Origin of the sequence: Natrinema sp. 1APR25-10V2 (genome assembly GCF_031626495.1) — an archaeon.
In the GTDB taxonomy this organism is placed as follows: Archaea; Halobacteriota; Halobacteria; order Halobacteriales; family Natrialbaceae; genus Natrinema.
Map to the genome: position 1 here is coordinate 468,207 of NZ_JAMQOJ010000003.1, position 16,494 is coordinate 484,700.

19 protein-coding genes are annotated in these 16,494 nt (G+C 65.3%); 8 read left to right on the top strand and 11 right to left on the bottom strand.

Translation table 11 applies throughout. The features are described 5' to 3' along the window. Nucleotides 1-108: 108 nt before the first annotated feature. Entirely contained in the window at nucleotides 109-1,317 is a 1,209-nt protein-coding gene (locus NDO75_RS11740) for a 2-isopropylmalate synthase (protein ID WP_310906785.1), read from the bottom strand. 502 nt (nucleotides 1,318-1,819) lie between these two features. Between NDO75_RS11740 and NDO75_RS11745 the strand changes: the two genes are divergently transcribed. Next, nucleotides 1,820-2,275: a ferritin-like domain-containing protein gene (locus tag NDO75_RS11745; protein WP_310906467.1), complete on the top strand. Its 456-nt coding sequence runs from the start codon at nucleotides 1,820-1,822 to the stop codon at nucleotides 2,273-2,275. Between the two features lie 274 nt (nucleotides 2,276-2,549). Further along, complete coding sequence (locus tag NDO75_RS11750; protein WP_254761542.1) at nucleotides 2,550-2,840, top strand: DUF5779 family protein; 291 nt, start codon at nucleotides 2,550-2,552, stop codon at nucleotides 2,838-2,840. Between the two features lie 26 nt (nucleotides 2,841-2,866). On the opposite strand, the gene NDO75_RS11755 is transcribed toward NDO75_RS11750, so the two are convergent. Continuing rightward, a complete protein-coding gene (locus tag NDO75_RS11755; protein ID WP_310906468.1) occupies nucleotides 2,867-4,255 on the bottom strand; it encodes an arylsulfotransferase family protein in 1,389 nt (462 codons plus the stop codon). 161 nt (nucleotides 4,256-4,416) lie between these two features. Next, nucleotides 4,417-5,103 (bottom strand): VOC family protein, encoded by a 687-nt coding sequence (locus NDO75_RS11760; protein ID WP_310906470.1) that lies wholly within the window; start codon nucleotides 5,101-5,103, stop codon nucleotides 4,417-4,419. Between the two features lie 169 nt (nucleotides 5,104-5,272). On the opposite strand from NDO75_RS11760, the gene NDO75_RS11765 reads away from it, so the two are divergent. Together NDO75_RS11765 and NDO75_RS11770 are read left to right on the top strand one after the other, a co-directional pair. Continuing rightward, on the top strand, nucleotides 5,273-5,956 hold the full coding sequence (locus NDO75_RS11765; protein WP_310906471.1) for a hypothetical protein: 684 nt from the start codon (nucleotides 5,273-5,275) through the stop codon (nucleotides 5,954-5,956). Between the two features lie 82 nt (nucleotides 5,957-6,038). Beyond that, complete coding sequence (locus NDO75_RS11770) at nucleotides 6,039-6,461, top strand: hypothetical protein (RefSeq protein WP_310906472.1); 423 nt, start codon at nucleotides 6,039-6,041, stop codon at nucleotides 6,459-6,461. Nucleotides 6,462-6,798: 337 nt separating this feature from the next. Here the strand turns inward: NDO75_RS11770 and NDO75_RS11775 are convergent, their stop codons facing one another. Beyond that, nucleotides 6,799-7,008, bottom strand: coding sequence for a ribbon-helix-helix domain-containing protein (locus NDO75_RS11775; RefSeq protein WP_006186097.1), 210 nt, complete (start codon nucleotides 7,006-7,008; stop codon nucleotides 6,799-6,801). A 161-nt stretch (nucleotides 7,009-7,169) separates the two neighbouring features. Between NDO75_RS11775 and NDO75_RS11780 the strand changes: the two genes are divergently transcribed. Next, nucleotides 7,170-7,499 carry a hypothetical protein gene (locus NDO75_RS11780; protein WP_310906477.1) on the top strand — a complete coding sequence of 110 codons (330 nt, stop codon included), beginning with the start codon at nucleotides 7,170-7,172 and terminating at the stop codon, nucleotides 7,497-7,499. A gap of 117 nt (nucleotides 7,500-7,616) precedes the next feature. On the opposite strand, the gene aglJ is transcribed toward NDO75_RS11780, so the two are convergent. The 3 genes from aglJ to NDO75_RS11795 form a co-directional block, all read right to left on the bottom strand. Further along, on the bottom strand, nucleotides 7,617-8,624 hold the full coding sequence (gene aglJ, locus NDO75_RS11785) for an S-layer glycoprotein N-glycosyltransferase AglJ (protein ID WP_310906478.1): 1,008 nt from the start codon (nucleotides 8,622-8,624) through the stop codon (nucleotides 7,617-7,619). A 311-nt stretch (nucleotides 8,625-8,935) separates the two neighbouring features. Beyond that, nucleotides 8,936-10,225, bottom strand: a complete 1,290-nt coding sequence (aglM, locus tag NDO75_RS11790) for a UDP-glucose 6-dehydrogenase AglM (RefSeq protein WP_310906479.1) — start codon at nucleotides 10,223-10,225, stop codon at nucleotides 8,936-8,938. Nucleotides 10,226-10,249: 24 nt separating this feature from the next. Then, complete coding sequence (locus NDO75_RS11795) at nucleotides 10,250-10,465, bottom strand: hypothetical protein (protein ID WP_310906480.1); 216 nt, start codon at nucleotides 10,463-10,465, stop codon at nucleotides 10,250-10,252. A gap of 904 nt (nucleotides 10,466-11,369) precedes the next feature. Here NDO75_RS11795 and NDO75_RS11800 point away from each other — a divergent pair. Next, complete coding sequence (locus tag NDO75_RS11800; protein WP_310906787.1) at nucleotides 11,370-11,795, top strand: CBS domain-containing protein; 426 nt, start codon at nucleotides 11,370-11,372, stop codon at nucleotides 11,793-11,795. 11 nt (nucleotides 11,796-11,806) lie between these two features. On the opposite strand, the gene NDO75_RS11805 is transcribed toward NDO75_RS11800, so the two are convergent. From NDO75_RS11805 to NDO75_RS11820, 4 genes are all read right to left on the bottom strand, one after another. Beyond that, nucleotides 11,807-13,045: a transposase gene (locus tag NDO75_RS11805; protein WP_310906482.1), complete on the bottom strand. Its 1,239-nt coding sequence runs from the start codon at nucleotides 13,043-13,045 to the stop codon at nucleotides 11,807-11,809. Continuing rightward, nucleotides 13,045-13,167, bottom strand: a complete 123-nt coding sequence (locus NDO75_RS11810; protein ID WP_255542762.1) for a hypothetical protein — start codon at nucleotides 13,165-13,167, stop codon at nucleotides 13,045-13,047. The genes NDO75_RS11805 and NDO75_RS11810 overlap by 1 nt, the downstream gene beginning before the upstream one ends. Nucleotides 13,168-13,346: 179 nt before the next feature. After that, entirely contained in the window at nucleotides 13,347-13,523 is a 177-nt protein-coding gene (locus NDO75_RS11815) for a hypothetical protein (protein WP_310906483.1), read from the bottom strand. Between the two features lie 62 nt (nucleotides 13,524-13,585). Further along, nucleotides 13,586-13,714 carry a hypothetical protein gene (locus NDO75_RS11820; RefSeq protein ID WP_310906484.1) on the bottom strand — a complete coding sequence of 43 codons (129 nt, stop codon included), beginning with the start codon at nucleotides 13,712-13,714 and terminating at the stop codon, nucleotides 13,586-13,588. Between the two features lie 301 nt (nucleotides 13,715-14,015). Between NDO75_RS11820 and NDO75_RS11825 the strand changes: the two genes are divergently transcribed. Both NDO75_RS11825 and NDO75_RS11830 read left to right on the top strand, forming a co-directional pair. Next, complete coding sequence (locus NDO75_RS11825; RefSeq protein WP_310906485.1) at nucleotides 14,016-14,255, top strand: HalOD1 output domain-containing protein; 240 nt, start codon at nucleotides 14,016-14,018, stop codon at nucleotides 14,253-14,255. Between the two features lie 519 nt (nucleotides 14,256-14,774). Further along, complete coding sequence (locus NDO75_RS11830; RefSeq protein WP_310906486.1) at nucleotides 14,775-16,352, top strand: methyl-accepting chemotaxis protein; 1,578 nt, start codon at nucleotides 14,775-14,777, stop codon at nucleotides 16,350-16,352. The last annotated feature ends 142 nt before the right edge of the window (nucleotides 16,353-16,494 follow it).

Consider the following 16,494-nt stretch of genomic DNA (forward strand, 5'->3'; position numbering starts at 1 on the left):
GTCATTACTGATAACGTAGCTCCCCCGAGGGTCATAATGCTTACGAGTCCAGTCGTTCGAGCGCGACAGCAGGGGCTCGCGGCCGGTGGCAAACGGGGAGGACATTCCTCAGGCGCGCACCTCCTCGTGCTCCTGCTGGCGTTCGACGCCAGCCTCTTCGGCGAAGCGCTCGAGGACGTCGACCGTCACGCGGCGCTTCTCGGCCCCGTAGTCTTTGACGCGGCGGGTGACCGCTTTGACCTGCTCGTCGGTGGGTTCGAACCCGCGCTCGACGAGTCGCTCCCGGACCGAGTGGGTACCGGTGTGCTTGCCCATGACGAGCTTGCGCTCGGCGCCGACCATCTCCGGGGTCATGACGCCCGGTTCGAAGGTGTCGGAGTTCTCGATGACGCCGGCGGCGTGGATGCCGCTCTCGTGGGAGAAGGCGTTGTCGCCGACGATGGGCTTGTTGCCCGGCGTCGCCATCCCGCTCTTCTCTTCGACGATCTCCGACAGTTCGGTGATGCGCGTCGTGTCGATCCCCGTATCGGTCTGGTAGAGGGACTCGACGGCCATCACGTACTCCTCGTAGGCGGCGTTGCCGGCCCGCTCCCCGATGGAGTTGACCGACACCTGGGCCTGGGACGCGCCGGCTTCGATGCCGGCCAGCGCGTTGGCGGTGGCCAGCCCGAAGTCGTCGTGGGTGTGGACGTCGATCCGCGCGTCGGTGCGGGCACAGACCTTCTCGATCATGGCCTTGAACCGGGTCGGCGTGGCGACGCCACAGGTGTCCGGAATGTTGATCCAGTCGGTACCGGCCTCGGAGACCGCCTCGATGACCTCCATCAGGTATTCCTCGTCAGTTCGGGTCGCATCCATCGGCGAGAACATGCAGGTCACGCCCGCCTCTTTGATGCGCTCGACCGACTCGACTGCGCGTTCGACGACCTCCTCCCGGGTGGCGTGCATCGAATCCTCGATCTGGACGTCGCTGGTGGACACGAACGTGTGCACCATCTCGACGCCGGAATCGAGCGCCGCTTCGATGTCCTGATCGACGACGCGGGCTAGGCCGGCGGTCGTCGAACTGGTGGACGAAGCGATATCACGAACGGCCTCGAACTCGGCGTCCGAGTTAACGGGGAACCCGGCCTCGATGACGTGGGTTCCCATCTCGTCCAGAACGGACGCGATCTGGCGTTTATCGTCGTAGGAGAACGAAGTGCCGGGCGACTGCTCGCCGTCCCGGAGGGTCGTATCGAAGACACGTGCTGACTCTATTTCGTCAGTGGAATCTAACGTGCCCTGGAAGAACTCGACCCCCCTGACTGTTGTCAGAGGATGGGCTGTCTTGTGAAGACATTGTATCTGAATCCGAGGTGCGACGAGATATATAAAGCTAACGCTGTCTTCACCGCAGACCGGATTACGAGACTATCACGATCGTTCGTGGGTGTCGGAAAACCGCATGAGGGAAGCGCCCTATTAGTCAGGTATACGTCCTAATACAGTATTGATCAACGACCCCGTCTACGGTAGTCTCCCGGCAGCGATAGCGCTATTGCCCCCAGTTTGGCCCTCGTTCGGTCGCTCGAGCGCTGGCGCGCGCTCCGCGGTGGTCGTTCGGTCGGTATCGGCGTTTCAAACGCGACTTAACCTCCAATCCGTCCACTCGAATTCGAAAAACGAGTCGGATGGTCGCTTATCGCGCCCCGATCTCGAGGGTCGCAACCGCGACGGCTGTGTGCGGAATCGACTCGAGATGCACGAAACGCGGGGCGGGTCTCGACGCATTCGCACGTGTCAGGATTTTATGCCAGGTCGTGATAGGACGGCGCGCATGACGACCGATGAGATCACAGAGCTGCTGACCGGAGCGTACATCGACGAATTCGAGACCGTGATGAACTACCAGACGAACGCAATCGTACTGGACGGGATCCACGCCGAGGAGGTCAAAGAGAGCCTCGAGGAGGACATCCAGGAGGAGCTCGATCACGCGCGGATACTCGGTGAGCGGCTGAAGCAACTCGACGAATCGCCGCCGGGATCGGAGTCGTTCGAGGCCAACCAGCACAGCCTCCAGCCGCCCGAGGACACCACCGACGTTCAGTCGGTCATCGAGGGCGTCCTCGAGGCCGAGGAGGACGCCATCGATACCTACCGGTCGCTGATCGAGGCCGCGACCGAGGCGAACGATCCCGTCACGGAGGACGTTGCAGTGACGATCCTCGCAGACGAGGAGGCCCACCGCACGGAGTTCCGGGGCTTCAAGAAGGAGTTCCCGATGGACTGATCGCCCCGTGTCGGCAGTGCTCACGAAACGCACGTTCAGTCTCCGCGAGCGAACGCAGTGAGCGAGCGGGCCGACGACCGATGTGAAGAGCGCGGCGCGTAGCGCCGCGGATAGGTGAACGGCGAAGCCGTGAGCCGAACGACGCGTAGCGAGCCGAAACGGAGGGAGGAGTGCTTTTGATCGACCTCTTACCGAGCGAACGACCGGCGGGAGTGAACGCAGCGTAAAAGGTCGATGGCGAACGTTTTTCTAATCCCGGTTCGAGCCACCCCGTATGAGCGATTTCGACCTCGACCTTCGGGCCGTCGAGGAACACATCGACGACGAACTCGAGCTCGAGGGCAGCATCGTCCTCGGCGTTCTCGACGGGGAGACGCCGGCCGAAGAGTGGCTCGAGGCGATCTCGAAGGGGAACGTGCTCGTCCTGAACGTCGACGGCGACGTCAACGAACTGGCCTCGGGCTTCGCGCGCGATATCAAAGAGTCGGGCGGCAACCTCGTCCACTTCCGAGGCTTCCTGCTCGTGACGCCGCCGGGCGTCGACGTGAGCACCGAACGGCTGTAGGCCGACGGGTGACCGCGAGGGGATGCTCATCGTTCCCTCCGATAGACCGGCGAGCGGAGGCCGACGCCGCGAGCCCGGAGGAACCACCCCAGTTCGATCGCTCCCCAGAGTAGACCCGTACAGAGCGCGACGATCACCGGCCCGATGTCGGACGGCCCCAGCCACGTCGGGCTGGCGTGAATCAGCGCGTTGACGATGCGGGACGGGACGAGATCCCGGACGCCGTCGACGAGCGGCTCGAAGAGGCCGAGGTCGATGTCTCGGCCACCCGGATCGTCCGCGCTGCTCGTCCGTGACTCGAGGCCGAGCGCGGCCGCGCTTCGCCCGCCGGCGCTCTCGTCGCCGGTCTCGAGCCGTTCGGCGTCGTAGGGATGTTTGAATCGGGCCTGCCAGACGATCGCGCCGGAGTCGTTCACCTCGAGCACGCGCTCGCCGCCGGTGTCGGTGACGAGCGTGTTGCCGCCGGGCAGTCGGTCGGCGTCGCGGGGCCACTGCAGCCGCGCGTCGGACCAGGTCCAGGTCCGGTTCCACGCGCCGTTTTCGCGCTGGAACTCCTGGACGCGTCCGTTTTCCGAGTCTGCGACGACGACGGCGGGCCCGCCACGCGTTCCAGAAATATAGTCCGGGTTGTGCTGCTCGTTCAGGATCGAGTAGTCGTCCTCCGCGCCGAGCGTCCGGTTGCCGAGCATACCGGTTTCGGGGTCGATGAAGACGACCTGATCCTGATTCCGGAGACTTACCATGACCCGACCCTCCATTCGCCCCGTCTCGATGTACTCCACGTCGTTGAGATGGACCCAGTTGCCGGGGTAGGAGCCGCCGCCGGAGACGGGGAACTCGCTCTGGGCGTCCCAGGTCCACTCGATCATCTCGGTTTCCGTGTCGACCACGAACACCTGATCGGCGGCGATGTCGGCGACGACGAAGTGACGGTCGTCGATCCGATCGGCGTCGTGCCACTCCCCGGCGGTTTCCCGGTAGACGTACTGGCTATAGACCTGCGTCACCTCGCCCGTCGAGAGGTTCGCCCGCTCGATAACGTTCCGTGCACAGGGCGGATCCTGACACCGGGGACTCTTCGCGTACAGCGTGTCCGTCGCGGCGTACTCGACGGTCATCGACGCGTTCGCCACGGGATCGACGTCGTAGTACTTCGTGTGGGTGTCGTTGGAATAGATGCGGCTCCCGTTCGGCGCGTACGCGACGATATTCCCGATTCGCCCCGACTGCGTGACGACCGTGTGGTTCTCGGCCGGCGGGACGGTGCGGACGGTGCCCGTGTTCTCGGCCGCGGAGTCGGCAACCGCGCTGTAGACGATCCCCGCACCGCTCACGACGAGTATAGTCAGAAACAAGATACGCACTCGCCGTCGCGTTATCCGCACTGCTCTCGACCCGGGTATCACACGTGCCATCTCGCAGTTGCCGTCTCTCCACTCGGACGATAATAGGGTTTCAGGGTACCCTCTCTCCACGAATACTGTCTCGTCGTCCCGTCGGTCGGAGCCGACGGCTGCCGTCCGGCGGGACTCGAGACGGAAACGGGGCTTCGCGATTCGCCGCCGATCGGCCGCGTCTACGGCGACGTAAACGTCAGGAAGTGGCCGTCCGGGTCGCGAACGACGACCTCGTCGTCCGTCTCCCGGTCGACGGCTCGCACGCGATCGGCTACCGCCTCGAGCGCGGCCGCCGGCGCGTCGGTCTCGAAGCCGAGGTCGACGTGGACGCCGCCGCGGGCGTCGGCGATGCCGAGATGGGGCTCCCAGAGCTCGAGGGCCATTGGCCCGTGGAGTCGCACCCGCTTGCGGTCGTCGCCCTCGTCGACGGTCTCGAAGCCCAGATCCTCGTAGAAAGACTGCGCGCGATCGAGGTCCTCGACCTCGAGCACCACCTCGAAGATTCCGTCGATCCCCGGCCCGGCTACGTTCTGCTGACCGAGTTCGACGCAGTTGCCGTCGGGGTCGTAGAGGTACAGCGACCGCGCGGGGCCGAACTGCGCCTCCTCGAGGTCGTAATCCTCGGCGAGTCGAGCCCACCAGTCGTCGTACTCGGCCTCGGGGATCGAGAACGCGTAGTGCGTGTGGAGCCCCCCGCGGGGAAAGCCGACGGGGCGGCGGAGGACCAGATCGGTGTCGCCCGCCGCGAAGACGAGTTCGTCGTCCCCGCGCTCGCGGACGGTCAGTCCCAGCCGCTCTTCGTAAAATTCCGCCGCCGGCTCGAGGTACTTGGCCTCGAGTGCCAGCCAGGAAAGCCCTGCCAACATACGCGGCCCTACGTCGGGTAGGGGCAAAGAAGCGTCGCCGTCGGTCGTCACAGGGGCGACACCCCTGCAGCAAACCGACGGAGTTCCGGATCCGTACTCCGACACAACGGCCGTTCGGTGAGGCGGGGTTTACCTACGTTTATGCCCTGAGAAGCCATAGCACATCGATATGAGCTTCCGCGCCGACGAGCGAGCGACCGACTTCCGGGAGATCGACCGGTTCGACGGCGGCGTCGGCTGGATCGCCCATCCCGACGAACGGATGCAACGCGCCAGCCACGCCCTCGCGGTCGACGGCGAGGTCTGGGTGATCGACCCCGTCGACGCCGACGGGCTCGACGACCTGTTCGCCGAGTTCGGCGACGTGGCCGGCGTCGTCGTCACGCTCGACCGGCACAAGCGCGACGCCGCGGCAATCGCCGACCGCCACGACGTCCCCGTCTACCTCCCCGAATTCTTCGAGGGCGTCACTGAAGAGATCGACGCCGCGGTCGCCCGGTTCGACGACGAACTCTCGGACACCGGGATTCGGTCCCTGAAAGTGGTCGACAACCGCTTCTGGCAGGAGGTCGCCCTCTACAATCCCGCCGACGGCACCCTCATGGTCCCCGAGGCGGTCGGGACCGTCGACTACTTCCTGGCCGGCGACGAGGTCCTCGGCGTCCATCCGGCGCTGCGACTGACGCCGCCACAGACGGCGCTGCGCGAGGTCGCCCCCGAACGCGTCCTCGTCGGCCACGGTGCCGGCGTGATGGACGACGCCGCGCGCACCCTCGAGGACGCACTCGCGCGCTCCCGGCGGGGCGCACCCAGACTCTACGCGTCGACCGCGCTCGACATGCTCCCGATCTAACGGGGGCACTGCCCCGGAACCGACGCGGTGGCATCCCGCGCACGTGGCATAGATTGAACTACCGTGCGCCCGAAGCAGTCGTGTGGTCTACGTAACCCGCGGGCTCGTCGACGTCCTGCTGGATCTGGCCAGCGACGCCGATCCGTCGCCCCTGACGACCGGCGTTTCCGTCACCGCCGCGAGCGAACTCGAGGACGCGAGCGAACTGCCGCCCGAGACCCCGGTCTTTACCGACTTTTTCCTGCCGAATTCCGACAACCCGGTCAACGCCGTCTTCGGCGTCGACCTCTCGACGCCCGCCCGCCAGGCCCAGGGCCGGTTCGTCTCCCATCCGGTCGGCGAACTCGAGGTGACGCGACGGGACGATCTGGCCCAGATCATCTTCGTCGCCGTCCCACCGTGGGAGGACGACGAGCGGTCGTTCGCCGCCTTCGACCGCAGCGGCGAGCGCCAGCCCCTCGAGATCGTCGACGCCACACCGCCGGGGCAGTCGTTGACGGACTGAGCACGTCGGCTCGCGCTCAAGGTACAGCCGACGCTTGCCATCGTCGTGTCGCGTCTGGCTCGGCCGAAAAAACCTCGAGTCGGGCGTCAGCCCCCGGAGGACACCGGGAACTCGTCGTCGCCGATAATTCGGTCGATGATGCCTCCCGGGCTCCGATCACGCCCGTCGTCGTTGCGGTCGTTGGACGGGAAATTCGGAATGTGAGGCACGTGTGTCGACCCTCCACATGGAGCTAACTGGCTCGAGACTCAAAAGCGCTGGCCTCACGTTTCTCGACGATCCAGCCGGGCAAGCGACCCATCGATCGACGCTGTCGGTACGTGAAGCCGGTGCTGTGTCACTCGAGGTAGCCCAGCCCTCGGAGCTGTTCGGTGATCTCCTCGAACTCCGCTTCGGTGAGCTCACCCTCCTTCTGGTGCTGGATGACGATACTGCGCAGGAGGAACCGGACGAGATCGCTGGTGCTCTGGAAGCTCGTCCCCTCGATCGTCTCCTCGACGCGGTCGGCGAGATCTTTCGGGATCGACACCGTGGTGTATTCGGTCATACGCCATACTCCGTCGCGGCCCCCAAAGGCGTGTCGACGGACGGCGGTCATCCGGGGTCGTCGTCCGCCGTTCACCCCTATATCCGTTGGCGATACCCGTCCCCTCGTCGTTCGTCTCCGCAGGCGTTTTTATATTTGACTGCGTACCGAAGGGCACAGGCATGGGAGTCCGGCCACCATCGAGCGGAGACGACGAGGAACCCGACAGTATCGAGTTCGGCATCGCCGCCGTCGACGCCCAGCTCAGAAAATCCGACCTCTCCTTTCCGGCCACGAAAGACGAGGTGAAGGGAGAACTCGGCCACGAGCGCATCCCCTACGACGTTCACGGCAACACCGTCGCGTTGGGCGAGATGCTCGACCGCGTCCCGACGGCCCGGTTCGACTCCCGGCAGGAACTACTGAACCAGCTCCACCAGCCGTTCGAGGAGTACCGACGGAACCGCTCGAGCGGCGTCGTCGCGCAAGTCCGCTCGCTACTGCCGTTCTGACCTGCTCTCGATTCCGCGTTCGCTGCCGCTCGGCCGTCGTTCTGTTAGCACGACCGTATCCAACAGCGTATCGACTCGCGTCAGCCGAGGGCACCCGAATCGCGAGGCTCGACCGCGCTACTTGTCGCGCGCCTCACGCGCGATCCGCTCGAGCCGCTGTCGCTGCTCGCGGTGGAGGGTAACGAGCATATCCGAGAGGACGCCGAACATGAGCAACTGGACACCCAGTAGGATGGCAGCGGCCGAGGCAACCGCCATCACCTCGTGGCTCTGCGTGTACTGGACCCACTCCCAGAGGACGTAGATCGCGATGAGGGTGCCCGAGATAATTCCGGCGACGCCGAGGCTGCCGAAGTAAAAGAGGGGGTTGTTGGTCTTGGCCAGCGAGTACAGCGCCAGCAGGATCGTCCCGCCGTCTTTGATCGGGTGGAGGTTGGTCTCGGACTCGTCGGGGCGCGCGCGGTAGCTGATCGGGACGACCGTCGTCTCGACCCCGTGTTTGACGCACTCGACGGCCAGCTCGGTCTCGATCGTGAAGCCGTCGGAGTCGAGCGAGAGCCGCTCGAACGAGTCGACGGTAAACGCCCGGTAGCCCGAGAGGATGTCCTCGTAGTTGGCCCCGTGGACGAAGCCGAACGCGCGGTTGATCATCCGGTTGCCGAAGCCGTTCAGCGCGCGCATCGCGTCGTCGTCCATGTCCGCGAAGCGGTTGCCGATCACGTGCTCGTAGCCCCGCTCGAGTGGCTCGATCATCTTGTCCGCGTCGGCCGGGTCGTAGGTGCCGTCGCCGTCGAGCATCAGGACGTACGGCACCGTCACGTACTCGAGGGCCTCGCGGACGGCCTGGCCCTTGCCCTCGCCCGACTGGACGAACACCTCCGCGCCGTGCTCGCGAGCGATCTCGCGGGTGTCGTCCGTCGAGTCGCCGTCGACGACGACGACGTTCGTGTACCCCTCGTCGTAGAAGCCCTCGATCACGTCGCCGATCGTGGCCGCCTCGTCGAGCGTCGGGATGAGCACGCAGACCTCGTCCGGCGTGATCTCGTCGCTCTCCTCGCTGACGGCGACCGTCTCGCCGCCGTCCGAGAGGACGCTCGAGTCCGCACGAACCGCATCGTCTTCCATCGGGACGTACTCCCCCGCCGACCCGCAAAAGGCTACTGATCGGCACTCTCGGAATGGAGAGATTACAATTCTCCGTGATCGATACGATCGCCGTCAGACATACGTATCCCCTATACGTACGAGGGACACGATGGACGATTTCGGTTCGTGGGCCGACTCGGGCCTGCAGGAGGCCGTTGACGAGTACCGCGAGGAGTTCCACAGGGAGTTCGAGACGCGCATCGAGAACCGGCCTTGATCGACAATCGGTACGCGTGCGTCCTATCGATCGCCACGAGCCACTCGAACGTCCCCTTTCTCGATCGACCGATTCACCAGGTCAACCCTTCGTAGACCTCGAGGGCGTCCGCGTCGACGTCGATCCGCCGCCCGTCGACGACGACTCGCCGGGCCATCCCGGTAAACGAGAGGTCGCCGAACTCGGGCCAGTCGGTCGCGACGACGGCCCCGTCCGCACCCGCGAGCGCGTCCTCGGCCGAGTCGGCGTACTCGATCTCCGGATAGTCGGGTCGGACGTTCTCGACCGCGACCGGATCGTAGGCGACGACCGTCGCGCCGCGTGCGCGGAGGTGGTCGATCACGTCCAGCGCGCGCGACTTGCGCACGTCGTCGGTGCCGGGCTTGAACGAGAGCCCGAGGACCGCGATACGGGCCCCCTCGAGGGCGACGTGATCAGCGAGCAACTCGACCAGCCGCCGGGGCTGGTCGTCGTTGACGTCGACGACCGCGTCGAGTAACTCGGGCTCGTATCCTTGCTCGCGCGCGCCGGCCCGCAGGGCGTTGACGTCCTTCGGGAAACAGGAGCCGCCCCAGCCCAGCCCCGAGCGCATGAAGCGGTCGGAGATCCGGTCGTCGAGACCGACCGCCTCGAGGACCTCGTAGGCGTCCGCGTCGTACTCCGTCGCGATGTTACCCAGTTCGTTGACCAGCGAGACCTTGGCCGCGAGGAAGGCATTGTTCGCGTACTTGATGAGCTCGGCCTCGCGGATGTCGGTCTCGACGAGAGCCGTCTCGTCTCGTTCTAAGATGGGGGCGTACAGTTCGCGCAGGGTCGCGGCCGCCTCGTCGCTCGCCGTGCCGAGGACGACCTTGTCCGGCTCGAGGAAGTCCTGTACCGCGGTCCCCATCCGGAGGAACTCGGGGTTCATCGCGACCTCGATCCCCTCGCCGATCGGGGTGCCCGATTCGGCCGCGAGGATCGGCGCGACCACGTCTTCGGTTGTTCCGGGGAGGACCGTACTCTTGACGACCACGAGGTGGTCGTCGGCTTTGTCCGCGAGCGCGCGGCCGAGTGACTCCGCGCCGGCGCGCATGATCGCGAGGTCGAGACTGCCGTCCTCGGTCTGGGGCGTGGGGAGACAGAGAAACGTGACGTCGGTGTCGCGGATTTCGTCGTAGTCCGTCGTCGCACGGAGGGCGGTGCCCGCGTGGGCAGCGATGCGTTCCTCGAGGCCCGACTCGTGGATCGGCGCCTCGCCGGCGTTGATGCTGTCGACGATGTCCTCATCGATTTCGACGTTGATGACGGTGTGGCCGAGGTCGGCGAGACAGGCGGCGATCGTGGTGCCGACGTAGCCGCTGCCGACGATGGAGACGGTCATGCACCTCGCATGGGTGGGGGTGCGTTAGTCGCTTTTGGATTTCGCGAGGGCGGACGCGGCGTCGGCCGCCGCTGGTTTGGCGGTCCAGCTCCGCGCGCCCGGCGTGCCGCAGGCGGCACAGACGACCGCGTCGGTGCCTGTGTCTCGCTCGCTGACGAGGTGCCCTTCGTCGCAGAAGCTGCACGCCGTCCCCTCGAGGCGAGCCAACAGAGTCGCGGACTGATCGCGGTGGGCAGGCATCGTCCGGACGAGCGTAGCCGTCCGTCTTAATCATTCGGGCGAGCACGACGTTCCGGCCGCCGGTACGGTTACTTCGTCGGATAGGTAGCGACCTCGCGTTCGCGCTGTAGGGGGACACACACTCGTAGTTCCGCTGGATGCGCTCGCGAGCCGGCACCAGCGGCGGGCGCTGTAGCGCCAACCGGGACGCCACCCGGAGTACGACTCGCTGTGCTAGATCGGCCCTCGTTGCGGGTCGTTGACGCGGTGAGTGTACTCGCTGCCGTTTCGGATTGATCGGTCGGCCGTCGGACCCGGGGCTACCGCCGTCGCGCTGATCGGCTGCCCAAAAGAACGAGTAACTGTGTCGGCGCTGGCCACGACTTGGACCCGGACGGGAGATGTTTTCCACGGTCCCTACGGCCGTGCCGGCGTGACCCGGGTTCGCGAATCGCGGTCACCCGCGATCCGGTACTTGGCCTTCACACGCCGCTGCCATGGCAGCGACGTTTCGGACCGCTGCGGTCCTCCTTCGGGGCGTTCATCTCGCGTCCCTCTTACAGGACCTTTGATTGTGTCCCGAGCCGCTATCAGGCCGTTCAATTGAACGGACCGACGACGGTCGTCCGATGTATCCTCGTGGCCGCGCCACAGTATGTGGTACGGTACCACACAACATAAACATTTTCTCACGATCGATGGAACGATGACGGCGGCCCGGCCGTGGGGCGGCTCTCTGTGGGGCGAGCGGGCGTGTCCCGTCCGAACCGGCCCGATTCCACGGCCTGACGGCCCGACGCGAAACTCCGAGGGCAGTCGGGCTCCAGGTGGCGGTCGGGCGTTATCTCGTCAGCGGGCGACGAGGAGCCTATCGCCGGCGGTCGTCAACCGCCGCGATGGACCAGTGATCAGCCAATGCCCCCAAGTGAAATCGATCGTCCGAGACGCGGTCGTGAGCGCCGCGCCGAGTACCTCCCTGGCCGACATCGCACAGCTGATGGCCGACGAAACCGTCGGCAGCGTCGTGATCGTCGACGGCGAGCGCCCGCAGGGGATCGTCACGGACCGCGATATCGCGCTCGCGACGGCCGCACACGGAACCGACCCCGAGTCGGCGACCGCGGCGGACGTCATGAGCGACGATATCGTGACGGTCGACGCCGACAGCGGGATCTTCGAGGTGCTCCGCGCGATGACCGAGGCGAACGTCCGCCGGATTCCGGCGACCGACGCGGACGGCGATCTCGCCGGGATCGTCACCTTCGACGACTTCGTCGTCTTGCTCGGCCGCGAACTCAAGTTGCTCGGTGAGGTCGTCGAGGCCGAAATCCCGCTCTACGAGCACACGTGAACTACCCTACCCTACTCGCTCGCTTGCGCTCGCTCCGTGAGGGTGGGGCTTCCTGCTTCGATGACGCGCTTTGCAGGAACCGAAGTGGTTCCCATAGGGAGCGCAGTCTCCACAAGCGGTGATTCGGAGCGTCCCGCTCCTAACTGCTTGATACCGCGAGAAAGAATGTTCCACGCTGCGTTCCAGTCCCTGTCCGCCGTGAAACCGCACGACGGACACGAGTGTTCGCGGACCCACAATGGCTTGTCGGTTGAGACACCGCACGCCGCACACTCTTTGGTCGTTCCGGCTGGATCGACCGCGGCAAAATGCGTGCCTTCGCGTTCGCACTTGTACTCGAGCATTCGGAGGAACGTTCCCCACGCCGCTCCGGCACGGTTCCGAGAGTTGCCGTCAAGTTCGACCAATCCCTTCGCATTGAGATCTTCGACCGCCACGAGGTCATACTCTCGAGCGTAGTACGCCGAGAGTTTGTGAAGGAAATCGCGGCGCTTGTTCTTCAGATCGGCGTGGCATTCGGCCACGCGACGGCGTTGTTTCTCGTAGTTGCTCGACCCATGCTCTTTGCGTGAAAGCTTCCGTTGCTCTCGCTCGAGTCGGTCGCGTTCGTCCGAGAGGTCGGCCGATTCGATCGCGTGGCCGTCGGTGTCGTGGGCGTACTTCAGAATACCCACGTCGATCCCGACGACGGTCTTCGGACGGTCGGGCTTCTCCGGTGGCTCTCGGTCAACTTCGACACCGAACGTAGCGAACCACTCGCCCGTCGGTTCCTTCTTGAGCGTGACCTGCTTGAGTGCGGCGTTGTCGGGGAGTTCTCGATGGAGCCGGATCGGTATGTCCGCGAGTTTCGAGAGTGACAGTACAGTCTGACCGCCCTTCTTGTCGAGCTTGAAGCCAGACTGATTGTACGTGAAACTGCGGAACTCGCGCGGTGGCTTCCACTTGAGCATCCCGACGCCGTAGCCGTTCTGCCTGAGCGCAGAAAGGCTACTGAGATTGTTAAACAACCGTTCGACGACGGTTTGGAGAACTTTCGAGTACACGTCCGAGAGTCCGTCCCACCACGTCTTGAGGTCGGGTAGCTCCGATCGAAGTGTGGTCATGGACGGCAGTTCGCCGTGGTTCTCTCGGTACTCGTTGAGGCGGTAGCGGGTATGGTTGTACAGTTGCCTACAGATATCCCGATGTCGGTCCAACTCCTCGCGGTGGGCGTTGGACGGCTCGAGACGATACTTGTAGGCGTAGTACATCAGCTCTCGCGTTCCTCAATGAGTTCGTCGAGTTGACCACGGACGAACGACGAGAGGTTCAGGTGGTTCTCCTCAACCCACTCGGCTTGGTCCTCTCGAATGGTGATATTCTTCCGTCTCACGACATACGCATTATGCGCATGGGTGCGCATAAGTCCTGCAGAACGTGGGCCTGCCGTAGTAGAGTGTATGAAAACGAGCGGCGCTGTATCCCCTCCCTGCTTGCTTCGCTCGCTGAGGAAGGGGGCTTAGCACCTCGATTCAGCTAACCCCGCGTCACCCGCTGGGGAGCAGAACGGCTTCAGAAAGTGAAGACGTGATCGGCGGCGACCTCGGTGAGGACGGTCGCTGCCCCCGCGAACGTCGTGGTGACCGCGTCGTCGATCGCTGCTTCGCCTAGTCGAGCATGTAGACGGACCCGTTCGGTCGGTGACCACCGACAGGCCATCCACCGGTCGGCCGGCCACGCTACGCGCACAGACCTACCCCCGCTCGTGGCCGACGCGTGGCGATCTACGCGCGGGCGAGTACGGTCGCCGATCAGGACTCTGCGATGAGTATATCGTCGCCCTCGTCGGCGTCCCGCTCGACGGCGTCGATCGCGTCGTCGACCTCTGCCTGGGTCGCTTCGGTCGGCGACACCTCCGGGTCGGCTCGCTCGTCCGCCATATGACCCCCGTTCGTGTGCAGCCAAGAAAAAGATTCCTCTTTGAACAGTCCAATCAAATTTTATAATTTGTGCAGAATATATCGACTGGTTATCGGTGACAGTGTGCCCACAGCTTTCGGCTGGGCGGGGGTTCTCAGGTGTCGCTCCCTCCAGTCGCCCGACGGTCTTCCCGGCCACACGCCAGTCGGACCATCCTCCTCGAGGGCCGATTTGATGTCCCACATCTCATAACCGTGCGAATGGCTCTCACTGTTCGGGAATCGAACTCGTAGCTAAGAGCGACTGGGGCGTACCTACCTCATGAAGGAGGAAGTAATCCACGAACTCCGAGACGGCGACTCCGCCACGGTCGAAGTGGCGCGAGCCGTCGCGGCGGCCGAGGATACGCCTCTCGAGGACCTCCCACCGCTCTATGAGACGATCGAGGCCGACGCGCTCGATGCTCTCATCGAGCGCGGGGAAGATATCATGGTCCGCTTCGTGTACGAAGGCTTCGACGTCCTCGTGACACCGACTGAAGTCCGTCTCGGCGCCCGGTGACGGTCATTGCGCCCCGTGGGGGTAGTCGGCACCGGCGGGTGTCCGCCGCCGGCCGTGTCCCACGCCCCCCGCCACGTGTCGCACGAGTTTGGCTGCGATTGCCGTCACTTGCTCGGGCGGTGGCGCTGTCACCTTCGCGAAGGGTATCCTGGCCGCGGACCATCGTGCGTTGGCGCGAGGGCTTTTGCTACGTGTGTCGTCCACTGTGCACGCGTTATAGCCCCAGGCTCGCCCACGGCCGCCTGTGCGCGAGCGCAGCCGGGTCGCCGATGCCATCGAGGCGAAACCGGCCGGGTGAGCGGTGCGACCGCATGAGGGACTGAAGAGAACCTAATGTATTAATAGAAGACGGACGGTCACCAAGACAGATATGAGAGCGGAGTCCCCTCTCCTCCCGATCCCGCCGTTCGGCTGTACTATGCGTCACCTGCGTCCGATCAGACTCTCGCTGTCGCCGGCTCGACCGCGCGGCTCCCCGTCGCCCGCGTATGGCCCGACCGAGATGCGCGAGGGCCCGCGATGATCGTCCCGGCGCTGATCGTCGCCGGGGCAGTCGTCATGGGCGGGTCGCTCCTCTACACGCGGACCCTGTTGGGGCGCCTCGAGGAGACCGCCTATCGGCGCCGGTGGCAGGGCCTCTTCGGCCTGATGGCGCTGTTTTTCGTGGGTTACGTCGCTGCCTTCTGGGTGACGGTGAACGGGTATACGGCGATATTCCGGCTTCTCACGGGGTTCGTCTTCCTCTTCGGGGCGGTGTTCGTCGTACTGGTGGTCAACACCGGACTCCGGACGATCGACGAGCTGCAGACCAAGCGGGCATCGCTGCAGACGAAAATGGAGGAAGCAGAGGAGGCGCGGCGCGAGGCCGTTCGACTCCGCGAGGCGGCCGACGAAACCAACCGACAGCTGGTGCAGACGGCCGACGAGTACGCGGCCGTGATGCGGGCGTGTGCCGCCGGTGATCTGACCCAACGGATGGATCCTGAGAACGCGATCGACGCGATGGAGGCGATCGCGCTCGCGTTCAACGAGATGATCGCCGACCTCGAGTCGACCACCGCGTACCTCACGCAGTTCGCGACGGACGTCGCGACCGCCTCCGGGGACGTCACGGCGAGCGCCGACGAGGTTCGGACGGCCTCCGCGCAGGTGACGACGTCGATTCAGGACATCTCCGACGGCGCAGAACGCCAGCACGCGCACCTCGAGTCGGTCGACGCCGAGATGAGCGGGCTCTCGAGCACGATCGAAGAGATCGCCTCCGCGTCGACCCAGGTGGCGGACATCGCCGCGCGCACTGCTAAAACGAGTACGAGGGGGCGTGACGCCGCCCAGACCGCGCTCGACGGATTGGACGACATCGACGCCGAGTCCGACCGGGCCGTTGCGGAAATCGAGGCCCTCCAGGCCGAGATCGACCGGATCGACGAGCTGGTCGAGTCCATCTCGCGGGTCGCCGATCAGACGAACATGCTCGCGCTCAACGCCAGTATCGAAGCGTCCCGGTCGGCCGACGCCGGCGGCGGGGGCTTCAGTACGGTCGCCGACGAGGTCAAGGACCTCGCTGCAGAGACCAAAGCTGCCGCTGCTGACATCGATGACCTCATCGCGGCGATCAAATCTCAGACCGACCGGACGGTCGAGACGGTCCGGGCGACCAGCGCAGAGGTCGGCAGCCACCGTGAGGGGGTCGAGACCGCTGCGGCCGCACTCGAGGAAATCGCCACCTATGCCCAGGAGACGAACGACGGCGTTCAGGAAATCTCGACCACGACCGAACATCAAGCCGCCGCGACCCAGCAGGTCGTCGCCATGGTCGACGAGGCGACTGCCATCTCGGAGGAGACCGTCGCGGAAGCCGAAACCGTCGCCGCCGCGGCCGAAGCGCAGACGAGCGCGCTCTCGGAGGTCTCGGGCGCTATCACGGGGCTGGCCGACCAGGCGTCGCACCTCGCCGCAGCTCTCGACACGTTCGAGACCGATGCGGCCGGCCGGCCGCCGGCGGTCCCCGCCAGCGAAGGGGCCGGCGATGCCGCCGCGCCTCCGGCGACGGGGCTCCTCGAGGATTCGTCGGGCCACCGCGCTGAGCGCGACTGAGGCGTGCCCGTCACTCCCGCGTCGGGCGGGCTGGGACCTATAGTAGCCATTGAAAATCACTGCACACCCGATCGCACGAGGGCTGTGCGATCGGTGTGTAAATCGGTTCAGTTGTTACTGTCGCTTCCCAGAAGGGATCGGC